General features: G+C 71.9%; 20 protein-coding genes. 5 read left to right on the top strand and 15 right to left on the bottom strand.

Annotated elements, in window-relative coordinates; translation table 11 throughout:
* Positions 1–115: 115 nt before the first annotated feature.
* The 4 genes from AB0M54_RS33010 to AB0M54_RS32995 all read right to left on the bottom strand — a co-directional run bounded on the left by AB0M54_RS33010 (position 116) and on the right by AB0M54_RS32995 (position 3,705).
* The gene (locus AB0M54_RS33010; protein ID WP_364475635.1) at positions 116–1,444 is read right to left on the bottom strand and encodes an MATE family efflux transporter; all 1,329 of its coding nucleotides are present in this window, start codon (positions 1,442–1,444) and stop codon (positions 116–118) included.
* 352 nt (positions 1,445–1,796) lie between these two features.
* Complete coding sequence (locus tag AB0M54_RS33005; protein WP_364475633.1) at positions 1,797–2,837, bottom strand: bifunctional oligoribonuclease/PAP phosphatase NrnA; 1,041 nt, start codon at positions 2,835–2,837, stop codon at positions 1,797–1,799.
* A complete protein-coding gene (gene rbfA / locus AB0M54_RS33000; RefSeq protein WP_364315498.1) occupies positions 2,834–3,301 on the bottom strand; it encodes a 30S ribosome-binding factor RbfA in 468 nt (155 codons plus the stop codon). The genes AB0M54_RS33005 and rbfA overlap by 4 nt, the downstream gene beginning before the upstream one ends.
* A 110-nt stretch (positions 3,302–3,411) precedes the next feature.
* Positions 3,412–3,705, bottom strand: a complete 294-nt coding sequence (locus AB0M54_RS32995) for a DUF503 domain-containing protein (RefSeq protein ID WP_364315496.1) — start codon at positions 3,703–3,705, stop codon at positions 3,412–3,414.
* Positions 3,706–3,757: 52 nt separating this feature from the next.
* Between AB0M54_RS32995 and AB0M54_RS32990 the strand changes: the two genes are divergently transcribed.
* On the top strand, positions 3,758–4,780 hold the full coding sequence (locus AB0M54_RS32990) for an SAM-dependent methyltransferase (protein ID WP_364475632.1): 1,023 nt from the start codon (positions 3,758–3,760) through the stop codon (positions 4,778–4,780).
* Between the two features lie 84 nt (positions 4,781–4,864).
* Here AB0M54_RS32990 and infB read toward each other — a convergent pair whose 3' ends face one another.
* From infB to rimP, 4 genes are all read right to left on the bottom strand, one after another.
* Entirely contained in the window at positions 4,865–7,939 is a 3,075-nt protein-coding gene (infB, locus tag AB0M54_RS32985) for a translation initiation factor IF-2 (RefSeq protein ID WP_364315492.1), read from the bottom strand.
* Positions 7,940–8,045: 106 nt separating this feature from the next.
* Positions 8,046–8,432 (bottom strand): YlxR family protein, encoded by a 387-nt coding sequence (locus AB0M54_RS32980; RefSeq protein WP_364315489.1) that lies wholly within the window; start codon positions 8,430–8,432, stop codon positions 8,046–8,048.
* Positions 8,410–9,426: a transcription termination factor NusA gene (nusA, locus tag AB0M54_RS32975; protein ID WP_364315487.1), complete on the bottom strand. Its 1,017-nt coding sequence runs from the start codon at positions 9,424–9,426 to the stop codon at positions 8,410–8,412. Before nusA ends, AB0M54_RS32980 begins: the two co-directional genes overlap by 23 nt.
* A complete protein-coding gene (gene rimP / locus AB0M54_RS32970; protein WP_364315484.1) occupies positions 9,423–10,022 on the bottom strand; it encodes a ribosome maturation factor RimP in 600 nt (199 codons plus the stop codon). Before rimP ends, nusA begins: the two co-directional genes overlap by 4 nt.
* Positions 10,023–10,264: 242 nt before the next feature.
* Between rimP and AB0M54_RS32965 the strand changes: the two genes are divergently transcribed.
* The 3 genes from AB0M54_RS32965 to AB0M54_RS32955 are packed head-to-tail and all read left to right on the top strand — an operon-like array spanning position 10,265 to position 11,838.
* Complete coding sequence (locus AB0M54_RS32965) at positions 10,265–10,666, top strand: hypothetical protein (RefSeq protein WP_364475680.1); 402 nt, start codon at positions 10,265–10,267, stop codon at positions 10,664–10,666.
* Positions 10,663–11,085, top strand: coding sequence for a ferritin-like domain-containing protein (locus AB0M54_RS32960; protein WP_364315481.1), 423 nt, complete (start codon positions 10,663–10,665; stop codon positions 11,083–11,085). The genes AB0M54_RS32965 and AB0M54_RS32960 overlap by 4 nt, the downstream gene beginning before the upstream one ends.
* 51 nt (positions 11,086–11,136) lie before the next feature.
* Positions 11,137–11,838 (top strand): nucleotidyltransferase domain-containing protein, encoded by a 702-nt coding sequence (locus AB0M54_RS32955; RefSeq protein ID WP_364315478.1) that lies wholly within the window; start codon positions 11,137–11,139, stop codon positions 11,836–11,838.
* 3 nt (positions 11,839–11,841) lie between these two features.
* Here AB0M54_RS32955 and map read toward each other — a convergent pair whose 3' ends face one another.
* Positions 11,842–12,699, bottom strand: coding sequence for a type I methionyl aminopeptidase (map, locus tag AB0M54_RS32950; protein WP_364315475.1), 858 nt, complete (start codon positions 12,697–12,699; stop codon positions 11,842–11,844).
* A gap of 98 nt (positions 12,700–12,797) precedes the next feature.
* On the opposite strand from map, the gene AB0M54_RS32945 reads away from it, so the two are divergent.
* The gene (locus tag AB0M54_RS32945; protein WP_364315472.1) at positions 12,798–13,112 is read left to right on the top strand and encodes an STAS domain-containing protein; all 315 of its coding nucleotides are present in this window, start codon (positions 12,798–12,800) and stop codon (positions 13,110–13,112) included.
* On the opposite strand, the gene AB0M54_RS32940 is transcribed toward AB0M54_RS32945, so the two are convergent.
* The 6 genes from AB0M54_RS32940 to AB0M54_RS32915 all read right to left on the bottom strand — a co-directional run bounded on the left by AB0M54_RS32940 (position 13,069) and on the right by AB0M54_RS32915 (position 21,948).
* On the bottom strand, positions 13,069–16,725 hold the full coding sequence (locus AB0M54_RS32940; RefSeq protein ID WP_364475630.1) for a SpoIIE family protein phosphatase: 3,657 nt from the start codon (positions 16,723–16,725) through the stop codon (positions 13,069–13,071). The two genes, AB0M54_RS32945 and AB0M54_RS32940, sit on opposite strands and share 44 nt — an antisense overlap.
* A gap of 71 nt (positions 16,726–16,796) precedes the next feature.
* Positions 16,797–17,546 carry a gamma-glutamyl-gamma-aminobutyrate hydrolase family protein gene (locus AB0M54_RS32935; protein WP_364475628.1) on the bottom strand — a complete coding sequence of 250 codons (750 nt, stop codon included), beginning with the start codon at positions 17,544–17,546 and terminating at the stop codon, positions 16,797–16,799.
* An 18-nt stretch (positions 17,547–17,564) separates the two neighbouring features.
* The gene (locus tag AB0M54_RS32930) at positions 17,565–18,254 is read right to left on the bottom strand and encodes a gamma-glutamyl-gamma-aminobutyrate hydrolase family protein (protein WP_364315465.1); all 690 of its coding nucleotides are present in this window, start codon (positions 18,252–18,254) and stop codon (positions 17,565–17,567) included.
* Positions 18,255–18,478: 224 nt separating this feature from the next.
* Complete coding sequence (locus AB0M54_RS32925) at positions 18,479–19,243, bottom strand: 3-oxoacyl-ACP reductase (RefSeq protein WP_364475627.1); 765 nt, start codon at positions 19,241–19,243, stop codon at positions 18,479–18,481.
* Between the two features lies 1 nt (position 19,244).
* Positions 19,245–20,600 carry an aldehyde dehydrogenase family protein gene (locus AB0M54_RS32920; protein ID WP_364315459.1) on the bottom strand — a complete coding sequence of 452 codons (1,356 nt, stop codon included), beginning with the start codon at positions 20,598–20,600 and terminating at the stop codon, positions 19,245–19,247.
* Position 20,601: 1 nt separating this feature from the next.
* Positions 20,602–21,948, bottom strand: coding sequence for a glutamine synthetase family protein (locus AB0M54_RS32915; RefSeq protein WP_364315456.1), 1,347 nt, complete (start codon positions 21,946–21,948; stop codon positions 20,602–20,604).
* Between the last annotated feature and the right edge of the window lie 17 nt (positions 21,949–21,965).

Below are 21,965 nucleotides of genomic sequence, written 5' to 3'. Positions count from 1 at the left end.
CGCCGCAGTCGATCTTGAAATCGCGCCGCGCCCGCCGCCACCTCCCCCACCCGTCACTGGGTGGGCGCCCACCGTAGCGGGCGAATTCGACGATGCTGAGAACTGTCCACAGGGGTCAGCGGGTGACGCCGAGCACGGCCCAGCGCGCCGACCGCCACCGGTGCACGATTCCGACGAACCGCACCAGCGTGAACAGGCCCAGGCCGGCCCATACGCCGCCGAGGCCCCACGAGAACGCGTAGGCCAGCCAGATCGCCGGCAGGAACCCGAGCAACGCCGCCGCGATCGTCAGGTTGCGCAGGAACCCCACGTCCCCGGCGCCGATCAGGACTCCGTCCAAGGCGTACACCACCCCGGCGAACGGCAACAGCCCCACGAACCACGGCCACACCACCGCGGCCTGGTCGCGGACCGTCTGGTCGCCGGTGAACAGCGACGGGATCACCCCGGCCCCGGCGCCGGCCAGCACCGCGAACCCCACGCCCGCGACCGCCCCGGCGATCGTCACGCGGCGGGCCACGTCACGCGCGCTGGCCTCGTCGGACGCGCCCAGCGCCGCGCCGACCAGCGACTGCGCCGCGATGGCCACCGCGTCCAGGGCCAGCGCGGCGAAGAACCACAGTTGCAGCGCGATCTGGTGTGCGCCCACCGACGCCACGCCGAAGCGGGCCGCCACCGCGGTCGCCGACAGCCAGCAGACCTGGAAGGCGCCGCCCCGGATGAGCAGGTCGCGGCCGAGGACCAGCTGGTTGACGATCACCGGCGGGAGGGGCCGCAGGGGCGCGCGCTCACGGATGATGGCGAGCAGGAAGAGGCCGCCGGCCACGGTCTGCGCGGTCACGTTGGCGATGGCCGAACCGGTCAGGCCGAGCCCGCCGGGGTAGACCAGCAGGGGGCAGAGGATGGCGCTGAGCACGTTCGCCCCGAGGATGAACCAGAGCGGGCGCCGGGTCTCCTGCACGCCGCGCATCCAGCCGTTGCCCGCGGCGGCCAGCAGCAGGCCGGGTGCTCCGAGGACGGCGATGCGGAGCCAGCCGGCGGCGGCCTCGGCGGCTGTCGGGTCGCCGGCCAGGGCCCGGCCGAGCGGCTCGGCGACGAGCTGGACGACCAGGACGAGCAGCAGGCCGGTGGCGAGGGCCAGCCAGGAGGCCTGCACACCTTCGGCCACGGCGGCGGTGCGGTCGCCTCCGCCGTACCGCCGGGCGGCTCGGCCGGTGGTCCCGTAGGCCATCAGCGTGCCGAACCAGACGGCGAGGGACATCACGGTGCCGCCGACCGCGACGGCGGCGAGCGGGACCGGGCCGAGGTGGCCGACGACGGCGGTGTCGACCAGGACGTAGAGCGGCTCAGCGGCCAGGACGACGAGCGCCGGCAGGGCCAGCTGGGTGATCCGGCGCGCCGACGCCGAGACGGGCGCGGGCGCGTGCTCGGCAGGCGGGCTCATGAGTTCTCATGATGCCCGCCGAGCGGTAAGGAGGCAAATAGCGGTGTGGTGCTTACTGGCGGGTGTCCATCGACGTCTGCAGGGCGCGGCGCAGGGCCTCGCGGGCCTCGTCGGAGGAGGGCTGGGGCTTCGGCTTGGCAGCCATGATCGTGGGTCCTTCCACGGCGGAGCGGGCGCATCAACAGCGCCCCGAGTAACAGGACCAGCCCGGGATCGCCGGACGCCGGTGGCTCACGGCTCCGACGACGGGCGGTGGTCACGACCGCGACAGAACCAAATGACCGTTAACCCAAACTAGCGTTAACTCAGGTTCCGTGCCGGGCGGATCCCGTACTCCGAGACAACCGGGGTGTCAGGAGGGCGACAGCAGGTGGTCGGGCACGAGGGAACGGACGGCCGCCACGATCTCGGCCGGGGTGCCATGGCCGGTGTAGCCCGCCGCCAGCCGGTGTCCGCCGCCGCCGAGGGCCACCGCCACCCCGCTGACGTCGACCGCGCCCTTGCTGCGCAGCGACACCGCCCAGGTCTGCTCGCCGATCTGCTTGACCAGGACCGCCACGTCGGCCTCGGCCACCGTGCGGACCGGGTCGATGAGGGCGTCCATCACGTACGCCCGCTGGCCGTGCCGGGCCAGGTCGTCCTGGGTGACGTAGGTCGAGACCAGCCCGTGCCCGGCCGCGGCGGCCGGGTCGAGCTCGGCCCGGGCCAGCACCTCGGCGAAGAGCTTGACCGCCTCGAACGGCCGAGTGTCGAAGGTGCGGCGGGAGATCTCCCCCGGCCGCAGCCCGGTCGCGATCAGCCGGGCGGCCATCTCGTGCACCCGGGGCGTGGTCATGTCGAACTTGAACGACCCGGTGTCGGTGGCCAGGGCCACGTAGAGGCACTCGGCGATCGCCGCGTCGAGCGGCACGCCGAGCCGGGCCAGCAGTTCCTCGGCCACCACCGAGGTGGCCGCCGCCTGCGGGTCGACCAGGTTGACGCCACCGAACCCGGCGTTGGACGCGTGGTGGTCGAGCACCACGGTGCCCCGCGCCCGGGACAGCCGGTCGGCCAGCGCGCCGAGCCGGGACGCCGCCGCCGCGTCGAACGTGATGACCAGTTCGGGGTCGGCCCAGACCTCTGCCTCGGGCACGAGCAGGTCGACCCCGGGCAGCTCGGCGAAGGGCTCGGGCACGTCGAAGACGCCCGGGAAGGTCGCCTGCATCCGGGTCACGCCCAGCTGCCGCAACCCGAGCGCGAACCCGAGCATGCTGCCCAGCGCGTCACCGTCGGGGTTGACGTGGCAGATGAGCAGCACCCGGCCGGCCGGCGCCAGCTCGCGGATCACCGCGACCGCCGCCGACCAGTCCGCCTCCGCCGGGGCGGAGGGCCGGCGCGTGGCCAGCTCGGTCACCCTTGGTCCTCGCGGGCGCCGACGCGGTCGGGCTCGCCCTCCTCGTCGTCCGGTTCCGGCTTGTACGGATCAGGGTCGCCCGCGTACTGCTTGTCGGCCGCCAGGCGCTGCACCTCGGCATCGCGATGACGGGCGGCCGCCAGCAGGTCGTCGATCTCTTTCACGTGCTCCTGCACGTTGTCGAGGATGAACGAGAGGCTCGGCGAGTGCCGCAGGCCCAGAGCGTGCCCGACGCGGCTGCGCAGCATCCCCTTGGCGCTCTCCAGAGCCGCGGCCGTGGCCGCCTGCTCGGTCGGGTCGCCCAGCACCGTGTAGAAGACGGTCGCGTCGCGCAGGTCGCCCGTGAGCCGCGCATCCGTGATCGTCACCATGCCGAGCCGGGGATCCTTGATCTCCCGTACCAATGAAGCGACCAGTTCGCGCACGCGTTCAGCGTGCCGACGGGTCTTGGCCGGATCCGACATATCGCCCACCTCCGACAGTCCAAAAGTCAGCGTAATCCCAACGCCTGGAGCCTACCCACGTGCCGTTACGACCGAACGTCCCGGCGGTCCGACTGTGCATAACCTCCCGCTCAGTCGTCATCACCGTGTAGCCGGCGCTTCACCGACAGCAACTCGATCTCGGGCCGACCGGCCACCTGGTTCTCGCAGGTGTCGATCACGCTGCGGACGTGGGCGAGGTCGGCGGCCACCACGGCCACCCCGATCGCCGCCCGTCCGTGCAGCTCGAGATGGCCCACCTCGGCCACGCTGACCTCGAACTTGCGCAGCATCGCGATGATCGGCCGGACGTACCCCCGCTTCTGCTTCAGCGACCGGGAGTCGCCGGGCAACAGGATGTCGAACACTGCTGTCTCCGTGAACACGGGCGGCACCTTACGCGTCAGCCCCGGAAAGGGCATGTGGGATTCTTTCCCGATGCCCGATCCGTACGCGATGCTCCTGGCCCCGTCCGCCAACCGTGTCTACGCCGACCAGGCCCCCCGGCTGGCCACGGCCGAACTGAAGGCGTTCACGAGCGTCCTCTCCACCCGGCCGGACGAGACCGGGACCACCGAGATCGGCGGCGTGCCGTATCTCACGTTCACCGCCGACGCCCTGACCGACGACGATGTCGCCCAGCTGTCCAACCTGTCCTCGGCGTACGCGCTCTTCCGGCGGGAGGGCGACCTGCTCCGGCCGCTCACCCTGGCGCCGCTGGCCCGCTACGACAGCGACCTGATCACCATCCCCAAGTACGCCGGCAAGACCAACGAGCAGTTCACCAAGCTGGTGCTCAACCTGACCATCCTGGCCTCCGCCTCGGCCGGCAAGATGTTGTCCGGCGGGCTGACCGTGCTCGACCCGGTCTGCGGCCGCGGCACCACCCTCAACCAGGCCCTGATGTACGGCCACCACGCCATCGGCGTCGAACTCGACGGCAAGGACGTGGACGCCTACAAGGCCTTCCTCCAGACGTGGCTGAAGCGCAAACGCCTGAAGCACACCGCCGACCTGCACCCGGTCCGCCGGCAGGGCCGCAAGAGCGCCCGCCGCCTCGAAATCACGCTGGCCGCCTCCAAGGACGACCACAAGGCCGGCGCCACCCAGCAGGTCACCGTGATCCACGCCGACACCACGCAGCTGGACGGCCTGCTGCGCGCCCGCTGTGCCGACGTGCTGGTGGCCGACCTGCCCTACGGCGTCACGCACGGCAGCTACGAGGAGGAGGGCGGCCTGTCCCGCCGCCCGCTCGACCTGCTCGAGCGGGCCGTGCCCCAGTGGGCCACGCTGCTGCGCCCGGGCGGCGCGATCGGGCTGTCCTGGAACCTCAAGGTGGCCAAGCGCGAACTGGCCGAGGACATCCTGATCGCCAACGGCCTGACCCCGGTCGAGCACGACGATGTCGCGCACCGGGTCGACCAGTCGATCGAGCGCGACATCCTGATCGCCCGCAAGTAGGAAGAACGGAAGCAGAAAACACGGAAGTGGAAAGAGAACGGCCCCGCACCGAACCGGTGCGGGGCCGTCCTCGTCAGCCGTGGATCAGCCTCGCGGCTTCTCCTGCATCTCGAAGGTCTCGATCACGTCGCCGACCTGCGGCGAACCGAACCCGCTGAGCGTCAGACCACACTCGAAGCCCTCACGGACCTCGGAGGCGTCGTCCTTGAACCGCTTGAGCGAGCTGACCGTGACGGTGCCCTCGGAGACGACAACCCCATCACGCAGGATGCGCGCCTTGGCGTTGCGCTTGAGCAGACCCGAACGGACCACACAACCCGCGATGAGGCCGATCTTGGACGAGCGGAACACCTCGCGGATCTCCGCGGTGCCCATCTCGACCTCTTCGTACTCGGGCTTGAGCATGCCCTTGAGGGCCGCCTCGATCTCCTCGATGGCCTGGTAGATGACGCTGTAGTAGCGGATCTCCACGCCGGCGCGGTCGGCCAGTTCCTTGACCTTGTTCGAGGCCCGGACGTTGAAGCCGATGATCGTGGCGGTCGCGTCCGAAGTCGCGCTCGCCAGGTTCACGTCGCTCTCGGTGATCGCACCGACACCGCGGTGGATGACCTTGAGCTGGACCTCGTCCGGAATATCGATCTTGAACAGCGCGTCCTCGAGGGCCTCGACGGAACCCGAGCTGTCGCCCTTGATGACCAGGGTGAGCGAGGTCTTCTCGCCCTCCTTGAGCTCGTTGACCAGGTCTTCGAGCGTGCGGCCACGACGCGAGTTGGCGAAGGTCGCCGCACGACGGCGGGCCTGCCTCTGCTCGGCGATCTGCCGCACCGTGCGGTCGTCCTCGGCCGCCAGGAACGTGTCACCCGCACCCGGCACCGAGGTCAGACCCAGGACCAGGACCGGACGAGCCGGCTCGGCCTCGGACACGGTGTTGCCGTTCTCGTCGAGCATGGCGCGGACGCGACCGTGCGCGCCGCCCGCCACGATCGAGTCGCCGGCCCGGAGCGTGCCCTTGTGCACCAGGACGGTGGCCACGGCGCCGCGACCCTTGTCCAGGTGCGACTCGACCACGACACCCTGCGCCGGCCCGTCGATCGGAGCGGTCAGCTCCAACGCCGCGTCGGCGGTCAGCAGGACGGCCTCGAGCAGTTCGTCGATGCCGATGCCGGGCTTGGCCGCGACGTTGACGAACATCGTCTCGCCGCCGTACTCCTCAGCGAGCAGGCCGTAGTCGGTCAGCTGCTGACGCACCTTGTCCGGGTTGGCGTCGGGCTTGTCGATCTTGTTGACCGCGACCACGATCGGCACCTCGGCGGCCTTGGCGTGGTTCAACGCCTCGACCGTCTGCGGCATCACGCCGTCGTCCGCCGCGACCACCAGGATCACGATGTCCGTCGCCTTGGCGCCACGAGCACGCATGGCGGTGAACGCCTCGTGACCCGGGGTGTCGAGGAAGGTGATGGCCCGCTCTTCGCCGTTGTGCTCGACCGCGACCTGGTAGGCGCCGATGTGCTGGGTGATGCCACCCGCCTCGCCGGCGACCACGTTGGTCTTGCGGATCGCGTCCAGCAGCTTCGTCTTACCGTGGTCGACGTGACCCATGACGGTCACCACCGGCGGCCGGGTGACCAGCCGGTCCTCGTCCACCGCGGCGTCGAGGTCGATGTTGAACTGCGCGAGCAGCGCGCGGTCCTCGTCCTCGGGGCTGACGATCACCACGGTGAAGCCCAGGTGCTCGCCGAGCAGGAGCAGCGTCTCGTCGGACACCGACTGCGTGGCGGTCACCATCTCGCCCAGGTTGAACATCTCCTGGACGAGCGAGCCCGGGTTCGCGTTGATCTTGTCGGCGAAGTCGGACAGCGACGCACCACGCGACAGCCGGATCTCCTGACCCTGGCCGCGCGGTGCGCCCGAGCTCATCGCCGGGGCGCTGAGGTTGTCGAACTCTTGACGCCGCTGCTTCTTGGACTTGCGGCCACGCGTCGGCCGGCCACCCGGACGCCCGAAGGCACCCGCGGCACCGCCGCCACGGCCACGACCGCCGCCACCCGGACGTCCGGGAGCGCCGCCACCCGCGGGGGCGCCGCCGCCACCGGGGCCGCCACGGTAGCCACCGCCACCGCCGCCACCGGGACCGCCACGGAAGCCGCCACCGGCGCCACCGCCACCGCCACCAGGGCCGCCACGGAAGCCGCCGCCGGCGCCACCGCCACCGGGACCGCCGCGGAAACCGCCGCCGCCGCCACCGGGACCGCCACGACCGCCACCGGGACCGCCGGGACGACCCGCGCCGGCGCCACCGGGACCGGCGGGCCGGGCCGGGCGCTGCGACGGCATGGACGAGGGGCTCGGCCGAGGCGGCATCGAGGCCGGGCTCGGACGAGGAGGCATGCCGGGGCCGGACTGACCGGGCCGGGGCATGGCGTTCGGGGACGGACGGGACGAACCGCCGCCGGAGACACCGAACGGGTTGTTACCGGGACTGCGCGGCGGCCGCGGAGCGTTGCCGCCCGGGCCGGGACGCGCGTTGCCGCCACCGGGGCCGGTGGGACGAGCCGCCGGGGAACCCGGACGCGGGGGAACCGCGCCGGGGCCGGGACGCGGACCGGGACCCGGACGGGAGGCGCCGTCGGCCGGCGGCTGCTGCTGCCGGCGCTCGGTCTCCCGGGCCGTCCGTGCGGCCTGAGCCGCCTGGGCGGCCTTGACGGAGGCCTCCTGCTCGGCCTTCAGCGCCGAGGCGCGCGCCTCGGCGGCCGCCACCTCGATGTCGTGCGCGCTGGCCGGCTTGGCGACCGGACCGGGCGTCGGGCCGGGACGAGGCGCCGGCTTGGGCCGGACCATCGAACCGGGCGAGCCGGGTGTGGACGCCGGTGACAACGGGGCGTCGGGCTTGGTGCCCGCGTCCGGCGCGGTGGGACGACGCGGCGGCGCGGGCCGCGCGCTCGTCGGGGACTTGGGTGCGCTCGGAGCCGGAGCGGCGGGCGCCGAAGCGCTGCCGTTCGAGGTCTCCAGGGCGCCGCGAAGCCGTCGGGCCACCGGGGCCTCGACGGTGCTGGAAGCTGACTTGACGAACTCGCCCATCTCTTTGAGCTTGGCGAGAACGGTCTTGCTGTCGACCCCGAGCTCCTTCGCGAGCTCGTGTACGCGGGCCTTACCTGGCACTGCACTCCTCACTTCGAGGTCGTGCAGGCGGACCCGCAGCGACCTCACTCGTGCACTAGAAGCCTGTTCATTTCAGGGACTTCATCGTGTGCTCATGTCGGTCGTCCTACCTTGCTGGGTCGTGATGGGGCTCCGACGCCCCACCATCGGCGGCTCCGGAGGGTCGAAAGACCGCCCGGATGTGCTCGGCAAGCGGACCGGTGTCAGCAACACCGGTGAATCGCAACGCCCGCCCGAAGGCACGGCGCCGCTCCGCCAGCGCGAAGCAAGCCGGATCGGGATGCAGATGTGCTCCCCGTCCCGGCAGTCGGCGGTCCGGATCGGGCTCGAGCCGGAGATCATCCCCGGACCCTGCCACGACGAACCGCAACAACGCGAAGGCCGGAACGCGTGAACGACAGCCGACACAGGTTCGTGTCGGTCCGGCCTCTGGCAAGTCTACTCCCCCGCCTACCGCTGCGCGTATTCGGTCAGCTTCCGGCTTCGGCGGCATCGTGTTCCGAGACGCCGGCGGACTCGTTGTCCGGTTTGATGTCGATCCGCCAGCCGGTCAGCCGGGCGGCCAGCCTGGCGTTCTGACCCTCGCGGCCGATCGCCAGGGACAGCTGGAAGTCGGGGACGGTGACCCGGGCGGTGCGGGTGGCCAGGTCGACCACCTCGACCCGCAGGGCCTTGGCCGGCGACAGCGCGTTGCCGACGAACTGCGCCGGATCGTCCGACCAGTCGATGATGTCGATCTTCTCGCCGTGCAGCTCGCTCATCACGGCGCGGACCCGCTGGCCCATCGGGCCGATGCAGGCGCCCTTGGCGTTCACCCCGGGCACGGTGGACCGGACCGCGATCTTGGTGCGGTGACCTGCCTCACGGGCGATCGCGGCGATGTCCACGGTTCCGTCGGCGATCTCCGGCACCTCGAGCGCGAAAAGCTTCTTGACCAGCGCCGGGTGCGAGCGGGACAGGGTGATCTGCGGGCCGCGGAAGCCCTTCACCACGTGCACCACGATGCACCGGACGCGCGCGCCGTGCTGGTACGTCTCGCCGGGCACCTGCTCGGACTGCGGCAGCACCGCCTCGAGCTTGCCCAGGTCGACGATGATGATGCCCTTCTCGGCCCGGGCGGCGTCGGCCTGGACGATGCCGGTCACCAGGTCACCGTCGCGTCCGGCGTACTCGCCGAAGTGGGCCTCGTCGGTCGCCTCCCGCAACCGCTGGAGGATCACCTGCTTGGCGGTCATCGCCGCGATCCGGCCGAAGTCGTGCGGGGTGTCGTCCCACTCCCGGACGACCGTGCCCTCGTCGTCGGTCTCCTGGGCGAAAACCAGGGCCGCGCCGTTCTTCCGGTCGATCTCCACGCGTGCGTGTGATTCCGCGCCCTCGGTGTGCCGATAGGCCGTGAGCAGCGCGGTCTCGATCGCCGCGAGGATCGTGTCGAACGGGATCTCCCGCTCGCGCTCCAGGGCGCGCAGCGCCGCGAGGTCGATGTTCATTCCTCGCCCTCCTCATCCTCGTCGTCGACGTCCTCGAATTCGGCCTCGTCGATCCGCTTGAACTCGATCTGCACCTTGCCGGGGCCCAGATCGGCGAACGGGATCACACGGTCGTCCAGGGTGATCCCGGTGTCGTCGGCGGCGGTGATCCGGCCGGTCAGGCCGTTCACCGCGACCAGGCGGCCGACGTTGCGGCGCCAGTGCCGGGGCAGGGTCAGCGGCCGGTCGACACCGGGCGAGCCCACCTCGAGCTGGTATTCACCGGCCAGCACCTCGCCACCGGCCTCTTCGGCGGCATCCAGCGCCTGGGACATCGCCCGGGACACCAACGCCACGTCGTCCAGGCTGATTCCCCCGTCGGTGTCGACCAGGACGCGCAGCACGTGCCGCCGGCCGGCCCGGGAGAGATGGACGTCCTCCAGGTCGTACCCGGCGGCGGCGGCCACCGGCTCGATCACGGCGAGCACCCGGGACTTGGCCGCGGCCAGGTCGACGCGGGGCGCCACGGGACGGTCGTCCGGCGCGGTGTCACGGCCACGGTCGCCGCCGGGGCGACGATGACCCGGGCGAGAACCCGCACGACCACGCTGCGTCATCGATCTCCACCCTTCCTGGCATCCGCCGGAAACACCGGCATGCCGCCGGGCCGAAAACCCCCGGCGGCTGCGCAGAGCGTAACGCTTCGCTCCCGGAGCCCCGCCAGCGCCGCTCCGAATCCCCGTCATGCGCTGGTCAACGACGGGGTCGATACAGGCCGTGGTGATGGTGTTGACTGTCCGCTGTGGGGATGTGGAACCGGCGGCGCGTGCTCGGCGCGACCGTGATCGGGGCGGTGGCCGTGACGGCGCCCGGCGGCTGCGGTCTCTTCGACAGTGATCCCGAGCCGATCCCCGAGCCCGACCCGATCCAGCCGGTGCTGGACGAGGCGCGGGCGCTGGCCGCGGCCTACGACCGCCTGGCCGCCGCCCAGCCCGACCTGTCCGGCCGGATCACCCCGCTGGCCGAGGACCACCGCGCTCACGCGGCCGCGCTGGCCATCCTGATCGGGGCGGCCGGCCCCTCGGCCGGCGCGCCCGTCCCCAGCGCTCCCGCGCCGGCCGCGTTGTCCGGCCTGCGGGCCGCCGAGAGCGCCGCCATGAAGACCGCGAGCGCCTCGGCCCGCACCGCCCCCGCCGACCGGGCGGCGCTGATGGGGTCGATCGCCGCCTGCCGGGCCACCCACGTCGAGGCCCTCCGGTGAACGAGCAGCTCGCCGCCGCGCTGGCGGCCGAAGAAGCGGCGATCTACGCGTACGCGCTGATCGGGGTTCGCCTGAGCAAGGGCGAACAGACCCTGGCCCGGACCGCCGAGGCCGACCACCGCACCCGCCGTGACCAGCTGGTCAGCCGCCTCGACCAGCTCAAGGCGAGCCCGGCCCCGGCCCCCGCGGGCTACGACCTGCCGTTCCCGGTGACCGACCGGGCGTCCGCGCTCAAGCTGGCCATCCACATCGAGGACGGCGTGGCCCAGGCCTGGCGCGCGACCCTCGCGGTGACCAGCGCCGCCGACCGCGCGACGGCGCTGGGCGCGCTCACCGGCGCCGCGATCCAGGCGGTCAAGTGGCGCCGGGTGGCCGGGGTCGCCCCGCTGACCATGGCCTTCCCCGGTCGCCCGCAATAACGAGAACCACACGACGTAGCCGCGGGAACATGAATCCGTGACAATGTCCGGGTGAGCGAGATCGATGTCGCCGGCCCGCGCGGCTACCTGGCCGTCCGGCTGCGTGACGTGATCCAGGCGCGCTGGCCGGCCGAGGTCCGGGCGATCGGCGTGCATGGTTCACTGGCCCACGGCGACGACACCGACGGCAGCGACATCAACCTGGTCGTGGCCACCTATCGGCAGACCGGACCGCGGCCGGTGCTGCGCCGGGTGGACGGCGTCCTGGTCGACCTGACCGTGGTGAACGCCGACGAGGGCCTGCGCCGGGCGCGCGAGCTGACCCCGCGCTGGCCGCTGGAGGCCGACCGCTACCTCTCGGCGAAGTCGCTGTACGACCCGCACGGCTGGTTCGCCGAGCAGCGCGACGTGCACCTGGCCAAGCTGGCCGAGACCCGGCCGGGCGAGTTCTCGGCGCTGGCCCGGCGCAACTGGTGCGTGGCGTCGGCGGCGCACGCCCGGGCGGCCCGCCTGGCCGAGTGGTACGACACCGACGCCGCCCTGGTGCTGATGTCCGAGGCGCGCCTGCACGCCTCGATGGTGGCCGGGCTGCTCAGCCGCACGTACTTCCGGAACCGGGCCGACGCGGTACGACGGACCGGCCTGGCCGGCGCCGACATGCAGGAGCTGGCGGCGGTGCTGAAGGCGCAGGCCGACGACCTGACGGCCCGCGGACGACCGGTGGACGGCCCGCTCACCAGCCTCTTCGAGTGACGGTCAGGGCAGGGTCAGGATCTCGTAGCCGTCCTCGGTGACCACCAGGGTGTGCTCGAACTGGGCCGTCCACGAGCCGTCCTTGGTGACCACGGTCCAGCCGTCGTCCCACATCCGGTACTGGTAGGTGCCCAGCGTGATCATCGGCTCGATGGTGAAGGTCATGCCCGGTTCCATCACCGTGTCGAGCTTCGGGTTGTCGTAGTGCGGGATGTAGAGGCCGCTGTGGAAGGTCTCGTGGATGCCGTGCCCGGTGAAGTCGCGGACCACGCCGTAGCCGAAGCGGCGGGCGTACGCCTCGATGACCCGGCCGATGGCGTTGATCGGGCGGCCGGGGGCGACCGCGCGGATGCCGCGCATCATCGCCTCGTGGGTGCGCTCGACCAGCAGCCGGGCCTCCTCGCCGACCTCGCCGACCAGGAACGTGGCGTCGGTGTCGCCGTGCACGCCGTTGATGTACGCGGTGACGTCGACGTTGATGATGTCGCCGTCGTCGAGCACCGTGCTGTCCGGGATGCCGTGGCAGATCACCTCGTTGATCGAGGTGCAGCAGGACTTCGGGAAGCCCTTGTAACCCAGCGTCGACGGGTAGGCGCCGTGATCGCAGAGGAACTCGTGCACCACCCGGTCGATCTCGTCGGTGGTGACGCCGGGCTTGCAGTGCTCGCCGGCCAGCTGGGTGGCCTGGGCCGCGAGCCGGCTCGCCAGACGCATCTTGTCGATCGTCTCGGGCGTCTGCACGTGCGATCCGCGCCACTCTTTCGGGCGGGCCTTCCCGACGTACTCCGGGCGGGTGATCTGCGCCGGCACCTGACGCCGGGCCGACTGCTTACCCGGCGTGAGCGGGGCTCGTACGGTCATGGCACCGAGTTTATCGCCGTGCCGGAGCCGCCCGGCGAAGCCTCGGGTGGCACAACCGGTTGTTGCCGCCCCTAGGCCCCTGTGTCATCGTGCTTTTCGTGGATCAAGACGGGATCGGCTCCTTCTCGGCCGTCGGTGCGGTGCACGACGACCGGGTCACCGTGACGGTGACCGGCGAGGTGGACATGTCGACCGCGGAAGCGATGTTCCGGGCGGCGACCCCGCAGGGCGTACGCGGAGCGACCCTCGACCTGACCGCGGTCACCTTCTTCGACTCGGCCGCGCTGCACGCCCTGATCCGCCTGAACGAGCGCTTCCCGGGCTCGCTGCACGTGATCCCGTCGGGCCAGGTCTACCGGGTGCTCGACATCAGCGGTCTGGCGGCTCAGCCATGGGTGGCACGTCCCGCGTGAGCGGCCGGCGCAACGTCACCGAGGTGCCCGACTCGGAGCGGGCCAGCGCCATCTCGGACAGTGCGCCGATCAGCGCCAGCCCCCGGCCGCGGAAGCCGGGCCCGGCGGACGGCCGCCAGGTCCCGGTGTCGCGGACGGTCACCGTCACCGCCTCGCGGTCCAGCGACGCCTCGATCGTGATGAACGGCTCGACCGGGTCGATCGGGTGCTCGATCGCGTTGGCCGCCGCCTCGGACACCGCCACGGTGAGGTCGAACACGTCGGCCTCGGGCACCTCGTGGGCGGTGAGGAAGTCGTCCAGCCGGCGGCGCAGCACGCTCAGCCGGGTCGGGTCGGCGGGCAGCCGCAGCACGAACTCGCGCGGCTCGGTGACCTGGAGCGCGAGCAGCGCGATGTCGTCCCGCCGGTTCTGCTGGGACGCCTTGGCCAGCAGCGCGTCGAGCAGGTCCTCGATGTGCTCGACGGGCTTGGCGACGTCGCTGGTCAGCTCGGCCAGCCCGGTGTCGATGCCCCGGCGGCGGTCCTCGACCAGCCCGTCGGTGTAGAGCAGCAGCCGCGTCCCGGCCTCCAGCTCCACCGTCTGGGTCGGATAGGTGATGTCGCTCAGCGCCCCGATCGGCGGGCCCATCGCCGAGGAGTAGAGGAAGGTGCCCTCCTCCTGGGAGAGGTCGAACAGCACCGGCGACGGATGGCCGGCCGACGAGTAGGTGAGCGTCCGGGTGCGCGGGTCGAAGCAGACGCACACCACGGTGGCGAACTGCCGCCGGCCCAGGTTGTCGACCAGCCGGTTGAGGCGGCTCAGGCTCTCACCACACCCGAAACCCTCCAGGATGTACGCCCGGAGCGCGTTGCGCAGCTGGCCCATCCCGGCGGCGGCCTGCACGCCCTTGCCCACCACGTCGCCGATGACCAGGAACAGTTTCTCGCCGGGGGCGCTGATCACGTCGTACCAGTCGCCGCCGACCTCGGCCTCGGTGCTGCCGGGCAGGTAGCGGACGGCCACGATGGCGCCGGGCATCCGCGGCAGGTAGGCCGGCAGCAGGCTGTGCTGCAGCGTGCTGGCGATCCGGTGCTCGGCCTCGTAGAGCCGGGCGTTCTCCAGCCGGAGGCCGATCAGCCGGGCGAGCTGGGTGATCACGCCCGAGTCGGGCACCCCGTCGGAGCCCTCCCAGACGCTCAGCTCGCCGTGTTCCACCCCGGCCGTGTCCAGCAGCGGCACCACGGACACCGGGGTCGCGTCGGGGGCGGCGCCACCGTCCACCTCGGCCCGGGCCCCGGCCGCGGTGACCACCACGCGGCCGGCCGAGGTCATCGCCCGCACGTGCCGGGCCGCGACGTCGAGCACCTCGGCCGTCGTGCGTACCGTGTTGACCGCCGCCGCCGCGTCGACCAGCCCGCGCAACCGGCTGATGATCTGCCGGCGCACCTGGCCCAGGCCGAGGTTGGCCCGCACCCGGGCGATCAGGTCGCGGGCCGAGAACGGCTTGACCAGGTAGTCGTCCGCGCCGACGGTGAGCCCCTCGACCGAGGCCTCCTCGCCGGCCCGGGCCGACAGCACCACGATCGGCACGTCCCGGGTCCGTTCGTCGGCGCGCAGCGCGCGGATCAGCCCGAAGCCGTCCAGCCGCGGCATCATCATGTCGGTCAGGACCAGGTCGACCGGCTCGCGCAGCGCGGTCTCCAGGGCGGCCTGCCCGTCGGCCACCGCGGTCACCCGGAAGTGCCCGCGCAGCAGCCGGGTGACGTGTTCGCGCAGGTCGGCGTTGTCGTCGGCGAGCAGGATCCGCCCGCCCGGCGCGCTCTCGGCCGGGGCCGGCTGTGGCTCGGCCGACCAGCTCTGGGTCTCGCCGAGGTAGAGCCGGGGGTCGACCTCGTCGGCGAGGTGGCGCGGGTCGGCGACCAGGCGGTCGGCCGGCAGGTGGGCGGTGCCGAACGGGACGCGGACGGTGAACCGGCTGCCGACCCCGACCTCGCTGGCCGCGCCCACCCCGCCGCCGTGCAGCTCGGCCAGCTCACGCACGAGCGCCAGCCCGATGCCGGTGCCCTCGTGGCTGCGCGACCAGGTGCTGGAGACGCGGTGGAACCGGTCGAACAGCAGCGACTGCTCCTCGGGCGGGACGCCGACGCCGGTGTCCTCGACGGTCAGCACCGCCTCGTCGCCGTCGGCCGTCAGGCGAACCGTGACGCCCCCCTCGCGGGTGAACTTGACCGCGTTGGAGAGCAGGTTGAAGACGATCTTCTCCCACATCTCGCGGTCGACGTGCACCGGCGCGGCCAGCGGCGGCGTCTCGACGGTCAGCCGCAGCCCGGCGCGCTCGGTGGCCGAACGGAACGTGCCGGCCAGCCGGGCGGTGTAGGTGGCCAGATCGGTCGGGCGGTAGGCCGCGCGGATCCGCCCGGACTCCAGCCGGGAGAAGTCGAGCACCGTGTTGACCAGCTTGAGCAGGCGCAACCCGTTGCGGTGCATGAGCCGCAGGCGGTCGGCGAGGTCGGGCTCGAGGCGTTCGCCGAGCAGGTCTTCCAGCGGGCCGAGGATCAGGGTCAGCGGGGTACGGAACTCGTGGCTGACGTTGGCGAAGAAGTTGGTCTTCGCGGTGTCCAGCGCGGTCAGCTCGGCGGTCCGGCGGCGTTGCAGCTCGTAGGTCCGGTGGGCCGACACGGCCTGGGAGATCTGGGCGCCGGCCAGGTCGAGGAAGTCGCTGTAGTCGCGGTCCATGGACAGGTGCCGGCTGAGCCCGATGACCAGCACGCCGGCGTGGCCGGTGCCGACCCCGATCGGCACCACCAGCGAACTGTCCGTGGCGGCGTGCGGCGGCGGGTCGCACACCGCGCGGGTCGGCACCCGGTTAGGCCGGCCGGTCCGCAGCACCGCGGCCACGGTGGCCCGGTCGGCCGGGGTCATCCGGGTCAGCGGGGCCGGCGCCGCGCCGCTGGACCCGGCCAGGGTGAGCTCGCCGCCGGTCTCGGGGTCGTCCAGCCAGAGCGCCGCGAACGGGATGTCGCCCCGGTTCTCGCCCAGCACCTCGGCCACCCGCGCGCCCAGCCCGGCCTGGTCGACCTGGTCGGCCAGCCGGCGGCCGAGCGCGCTGAGGGTGCGGACCCGCCGCTCGCCGAGCACCCGGGACGTGGTGTCGGTGACGATGCAGTTGACCCCGGTGACCGTGCCGTCGGCGGCCCGGATCGGGTCGGACGAGATGTCGAAGTACGTCTCCTCGAGGAAGCCGTACCGATCGAGCAGGAACGGGTGGTCGCTCGCCCAGAAGGCCGCGTCGGAGCGCACCACCCCGTCGAACAGCCGCTGCAGCACCTCCCACGCCTCGGCCCACATCTCGCGGCCGGGCCGGCCCAGGTAGCCGGGGTGCTTCACGCCCATCGTGACGATGTAGGCGTCGTTGTAGAGCGCGCAGTACTCCGGCCCGTGGAAGATGACGATCTGGGCCCGGGAGGCGAGCATCGCCACCACCGCGGTCTGCAGTTCCTCGGGCCAGTCCTGCGGCGGGCCGAGCGGGGTGCTGGTCCAGTCGAGCTCGCGCATCCGGCGGCCCATCTCGCCGCCCCGCTCGAACGCCGTCCGCAGCCGCTGCGGCAGATGGTCGTCCGAGGTCACACCCACCTCCCGAAACTAGCTCCCGACCAGGGTTTGCACGGTAACACCGCGAGGCGCGACCGACCGGTCGGCGACCGTCAGGCGGCGAGCACTGGCCGCCCGGCGCGGTACCGGCGGGACGCGGCCTCGGCCAGCGCGGCGAAGACGCGGAGGTCGCCGGTGCGCTCCGGGTGCCACTGCACGCCCAGCGCGAAGTACCGGTCCGGGTCCTCGATGATCTCGATCACCTGGTCGTCCGGGCACCAGCCGGTCGGGGTGAACGTGCCGGGGTCGTTGATGCCCTGGTGGTGGAACGAGTTCACGGTGAGACGCTCGCCGAGCAGGGCCGCGGCCTGGGAGCCGGGCTTGGTCACGACGTCGTGCCGGCCGTAGGCGGACGCGTCGGCGGCCAGCGGGTCGGTGCCCGGGGAGGCGCGGTGGCGGTCGTGGCCGATCACGTCGGGCAGGTGTTGGTGCAGGGAGCCGCCCGAGGCCACGGCCATCACCTGGAGGCCGCGGCACACGCCGAGGATCGGCAGGTCACGGTCGAGCGCGGCCTTCATCAGCATCAGCTCGGAGGTGTCCCGGGCCTCGTCGATGTCGGCGGCCGGGTGCAGTTCCTCGTTCCAGTGGACCGGGTCGATGTCGCCGCCGCCGGAGAACATGATGCCGTCCAGCGAGTCGAGCACGTCGGTGCCGGGGTCGTCCGGGGTGATCAGCACGGCGCGGCCGCCGGTGGCGTGCACCGCCTTGACGTAGGTCATCGGGAGCATCCCGGCCTGCAGATCGTTGTTGCCGTACTTCACCTGCTGTGCGTACGCGGTGAGTCCGATCAGGGGCCTGACCATGTTCCTCCTTCGCATTCCTCAGGGGCGGGCCGCGTCGACCAGGGCGCCGAACAGCCGCTTGTCCCGGTGTACTTCGGGATGCCACTGGACGCCGAGCACGAACCGGCGGGCCGGGTCTTCGACCGCCTCGGGCAGACCGTCCTCGGCCCGGCCGGTGACCAGCAGCGATCCGGGATCGGCCACGCCCTGGTGGTGATAGCAGTCGATCTCGAGGTCGTCGCCCATCAGGCCGGCGATCCGGCTGCCGGCGGTGAGCGTCACGGCGTGGGTGCCGTAGACGGCCGGCGCCGGCCGGTGTTTCTCGTGGCCGAGCACGTCGGGCAGGTGTTGATGAAGCGTCCCGCCGGCGGCCACCACGAGCACCTGCATGCCCCGGCACACGCCGAGGATCGGCAGGTCGGCCTCGAGGGCGGCGCGGGTGAGCGGCAACTCTGCCGCGTCCCGGTCGGTGCGGGCGACGGTGAGCGGTTCGGCCTCGGCGCCGTAGAGCGCCGGGTCGAGGTCGGCTCCGCCGGAGAGCACCAACCCATCCAGCGTACGCAGAAAGTCGACGTCCGCGTCGTCCGGCGGCAACAGCACGGCCCGTCCACCCGCCAGGGTGACCGCCTCCACGTAGGCGTGCGGCAGCAGCGTCGTGGGCAGGTCTTGCCACACGCCCCAGGCGGCGGGTTCGACATAGGTGGTGATGCCGATGATCGGGCGGCGCATAACCCCCACGTTACGGATCACTCGTTACCGATCAAGTGCCACGCGGGGAGGAAAAACGGAACGCGGCGCCTCCCCGGAATCCGGAGGGCGCCGCGCACCGGGCCCATCGGCCCGCCCACGCGGCGCCTCTGGGCACACACGAGCGGGGATGTGACCCCTGCATCCATTACATCGGACGTGCACAAACTCTGCCCAGGGTTCACAGGTGTTAAACACCCGACTTGCTACAGAGGCGTCACGTACGCCCCGGTGATGCCGCCGTCCACCACGAACTGGTTGGCCGTCATGAAGCTGGCGTCGTCGCTGGCCAGGAAGGCGACCGCGGCGGCGATCTCGGCGGGCTCGGCGAACCGGCCCATCGGGACGTGCACCAGCCGGCGGGCGGCCCGCTCCGGATCCTTGGCGAACAGCTCCATCAGCAGCGGCGTGGCCACCGGGCCGGGGCACAGCGCGTTCACCCGGATCCCCTCGCGGGCGAACTGCACGCCCAGCTCCCGGGTCATCGCCAGCACGCCACCCTTGCTGGCGGTGTACGCGATCTGCGACGTCGCCGCGCCCAGCAGCGCCACGAACGAGGCGGTGTTGATGATCGAGCCCTTGCCCTGCCGCCGCATGTGCGGGATGGCGAACTTGCACCCGAAGAACACCGACGTGGTGTTGACCTTGAGCACCCGTTCCCAGGCGTCCAGCCCGGTCTCCAGGATCGAGTCGTCGTCCGGCGGCGAGATGCCGGCGTTGTTGAAGACGATGTCCAGCCGCCCGTGCCGCTCGGCCGTGCCGTCCATCAGCGCGCGAACGGACTCCTCGTCGGCCACGTCGACCTGGACGAACTCGCCGCCTACCTCCTCGGCCGCCTTTTCTCCCGCGGCAACCGAGATGTCCGCGCAGATGACCTTCGCCTTTTCAAGAGCGAAGCGCCGTGCCGTGGCCAGCCCGATGCCGCTGCCGGCGCCGGTGATCACGGCGACCCGGTCCTGAAGTCGTTCCAAATCAGTCCTCCGTAGCGATGAACACGTTCTTGACGTCGGTGAACGAGAGCAGCGCGTCCGGGCCGAGCTCGCGGCCGAGGCCGGACTGCTTCATGCCGCCGAACGGCGTCCAGTAGCGCACCGACGAGTGCGAGTTGACGCTCAGCGCGCCGGTCTCCACCGCCCGGGACACCCGCAGGGCCCGGCCGACGTCGCGGGTCCAGAGGCTGCCGGACAGGCCGTACTCGGTGTCGTTGGCCAGCCGGACCGCGTCTTCCTCGTCGCGGAACGGCAGCACCGACAGCACCGGGCCGAACACCTCCTCGCGCCAGTGCCGGTCGGCGGTCGAGCGGGCGAGCAGCACGGTCGGCGCGAACCACCAGCCGGGGCCGTCCGGCGAGCTGCCCCGGAACGCCACGTCGGCGTCGTCGACGTAGGTCGACACCGAGCGCCGCTGGGTGGCCGAGATCAGCGGTCCCATCTCGGCGCTGGGCAACGCCGGGTCTTCGACCCGGAACGCCCGCACGGCCGGTTCCAGCAGGGCGAGGAACTTGTCGTACACCGACTCCTGGATGAGCAGCCGCGAGCGGGCGCAGCAGTCCTGGCCGGCGTTGTCGAACACGCTCGCCGGCGTGGACGCGGCCGCCTTCTCCAGGTCGGCGTCGGCGAAGACGATGTTGGCGCTCTTGCCGCCGAGCTCGAGCGTCACCCGTTTCACCTGGTCGGCGGCGCCCGCCATGATCGCCTTGCCGACCTCGGTGGAGCCGGTGAAGCACACCTTGCGGACCGCCGGGTGGGTGACGAACCGCTGGCCGACCGTGCTGCCCCGGCCAGTGACGACGGTGAACACGCCCTCCGGCAGGCCGGCCTCCAGGGCCAGCTCGCCGAGCCGCAGCGCGGTCAGCGGGGTCAGTTCGGCCGGCTTGAGCACCACGGTGTTGCCGGCCGCCAGCGCGGGCACGAAACCCCAGCCGGCGATCGGCATCGGGAAGTTCCACGGCACGATCACGCCGACCACGCCCAGCGGCTCGTGGAACGTCACATCCAGGCCGCCGGCCACCGGGATCTGCCGGCCGGACAGCCGCTCGGGCGCGCCCGCGTAGTAGTCGAGCACGTCCCGAACGTTGCCGGCCTCCCACTTCGCGTTCCCGATGGTGTGCCCGGAGTTACGTACCTCCAGATCGGCCAGCTCGTCGATGTGCTGGTCGACCACCGCGGCGAAGCGGCGCAACAACCGGGCCCGGTCGCCGGGGGCGACCTTGCGCCAGGAGACAAAGGCCTTTTGGGCACGCTCGATCGCCGCGTCGGTCTCTTCCACACCCAGGCCGGGTACGGAGGTGAGCACCGCCCCGGTCGAGGGGTTGATCACGTCGGTCAAGTCAGAGCCTTTCGAAGCCGCGCCGCAGCTCCCAATCGGTCACCGCGGCGTCGAATGCGGCCAGTTCGACCGACGCCATGTTGGCATAGTGATCGCGCACGTCAGCACCGAATGCGGCCTCGGACACACTGCCGGCCGACCACAGCAGGGCGGCCTCGCGCAGCGTCGCCGGCACCCGTCCCGCGGTCGCGTCGTCGTACGCGTTCCCGACGAACTCGTCCTCCAGCGGAAGGTCGTTCTCGATGCCGTGCAGCGCCCCCGCGACCAGCGCCGCGATCGCCAGGTAGGGGTTGACGTCGCCGCCCGGCACCCGGTTCTCCACCCGCATCCCCTGACCGTGCCCGGCGATCCGCAGCGAGCAGGTGCGGTTGTCCACGCCCCAGCGCAGCGCCGTGGGCGCGAACGACCCGGGCGCGTAGCGCTTGTAGGAGTTGATGTTCGGCGCGAAGAGCAGGCTGAACTCGCGCATCGTGGCGAGCAGACCGGCCAGCACCCGCTGCCCGGTCACGCTCAGGTGGGCCGGCCCGTCGCCGAGCATCGCCGACCTCCCGTCCTCGCCACGCAGCGAGAAGTGGATGTGGCAGGAGTTGCCCTCGCGGGCGTTCGGCTTGGCCATGAAGGTGAGCGCCATGCCCTCCTGGGCGGCGATCTCCTTGGCCCCGTTCTTGTAGATGACGTGGTTGTCGGCGGCCTTGAGCGCCTCGTCGTAGCGGAAGGCGATCTCGTGCTGCCCGAAGTTGCACTCGCCCTTGGCGCTCTCCGGGAGCAGGCCGGCGCCGTACATCTCGTTGCGGATCCGGCGCAGCAGCGGCTCGACCCGCGCGGTGCCCAGCAACGAGTAGTCGACGTTGTACTGGTTCGCCGGGATCAGGTCGCGGTAGTTCTTGTCCGACGCCTGCTCGTAGGAGTCCTTGTAGAGCACAAATTCCAGCTCGGTCCCCGCGTACGCGGTCAGGCCGTGCGCCGCCAGCCGGTCGAGCTGGCGGCGCAGGATCTGACGGGGTGACGCGTAGACCGCTTCGCCGCTCGTGGTCTCGAGGTCGGCGAGGACCATCGCGGTGCCGGGCTGCCACGGGACCGGACGCAGCGTGCTGAAGTCCGGTTTCATCACGAAGTCGCCGTATCCGCTGTTCCACGACGACATCGCGTACCCGTCGACGGTGTTCATGTCCACGTCCACCGCGAGCAGGTAGTTGCAGCCCTCACTGCCGCCCTGTACCACCTCGTCCATGAAGTAGCGGCCGTGCAGGCGCTTGCCCTGCAACCGGCCCTGCATGTCGGTCAGGGCGAGCAGCACCGTGTCGACGCTGCCGTTGTCCACGGCAACATCCAGGTCCTCGAGGTTCATCTTCGGTCGTCCCCCTG

The organism is Actinoplanes sp. NPDC051470, assembly GCF_040682035.1.
In the GTDB taxonomy this organism is placed as follows: domain Bacteria; phylum Actinomycetota; class Actinomycetes; order Mycobacteriales; family Micromonosporaceae; genus Actinoplanes.
Note: the sequence above shows the minus strand (reverse complement) of the source record. Positions and strands in the feature narration are given on the sequence as shown.

What these genes read in the sequence shown, in the direction of transcription:
- AB0M54_RS33010 (WP_364475635.1), bottom strand. Translation starts at nt 1,444, where the DNA reads ATGAGCCCGCCTGCCGAGCACGCGCCCGCGCCCGTCTCGGCGTCGGCG.
- AB0M54_RS32915 (WP_364315456.1), bottom strand. Translation starts at nt 21,948, where the DNA reads ATGAACCTCGAGGACCTGGATGTTGCCGTGGACAACGGCAGCGTCGAC.
- AB0M54_RS32980 (WP_364315489.1), bottom strand. Translation starts at nt 8,432, where the DNA reads ATGCCGCCGAAGCCGGAAGCTGACCGAATACGCGCAGCGGTAGGCGGG.
- AB0M54_RS32935 (WP_364475628.1), bottom strand. Translation starts at nt 17,546, where the DNA reads ATGGTCAGGCCCCTGATCGGACTCACCGCGTACGCACAGCAGGTGAAG.
- map (WP_364315475.1), bottom strand. Translation starts at nt 12,699, where the DNA reads ATGACCGTACGAGCCCCGCTCACGCCGGGTAAGCAGTCGGCCCGGCGT.
- rbfA (WP_364315498.1), bottom strand. Translation starts at nt 3,301, where the DNA reads ATGTCGGATCCGGCCAAGACCCGTCGGCACGCTGAACGCGTGCGCGAA.
- rimP (WP_364315484.1), bottom strand. Translation starts at nt 10,022, where the DNA reads ATGACGCAGCGTGGTCGTGCGGGTTCTCGCCCGGGTCATCGTCGCCCC.
- AB0M54_RS32930 (WP_364315465.1), bottom strand. Translation starts at nt 18,254, where the DNA reads ATGCGCCGCCCGATCATCGGCATCACCACCTATGTCGAACCCGCCGCC.
- AB0M54_RS32990 (WP_364475632.1), top strand. Translation starts at nt 3,758, where the DNA reads ATGCCCGATCCGTACGCGATGCTCCTGGCCCCGTCCGCCAACCGTGTC.
- nusA (WP_364315487.1), bottom strand. Translation starts at nt 9,426, where the DNA reads ATGAACATCGACCTCGCGGCGCTGCGCGCCCTGGAGCGCGAGCGGGAG.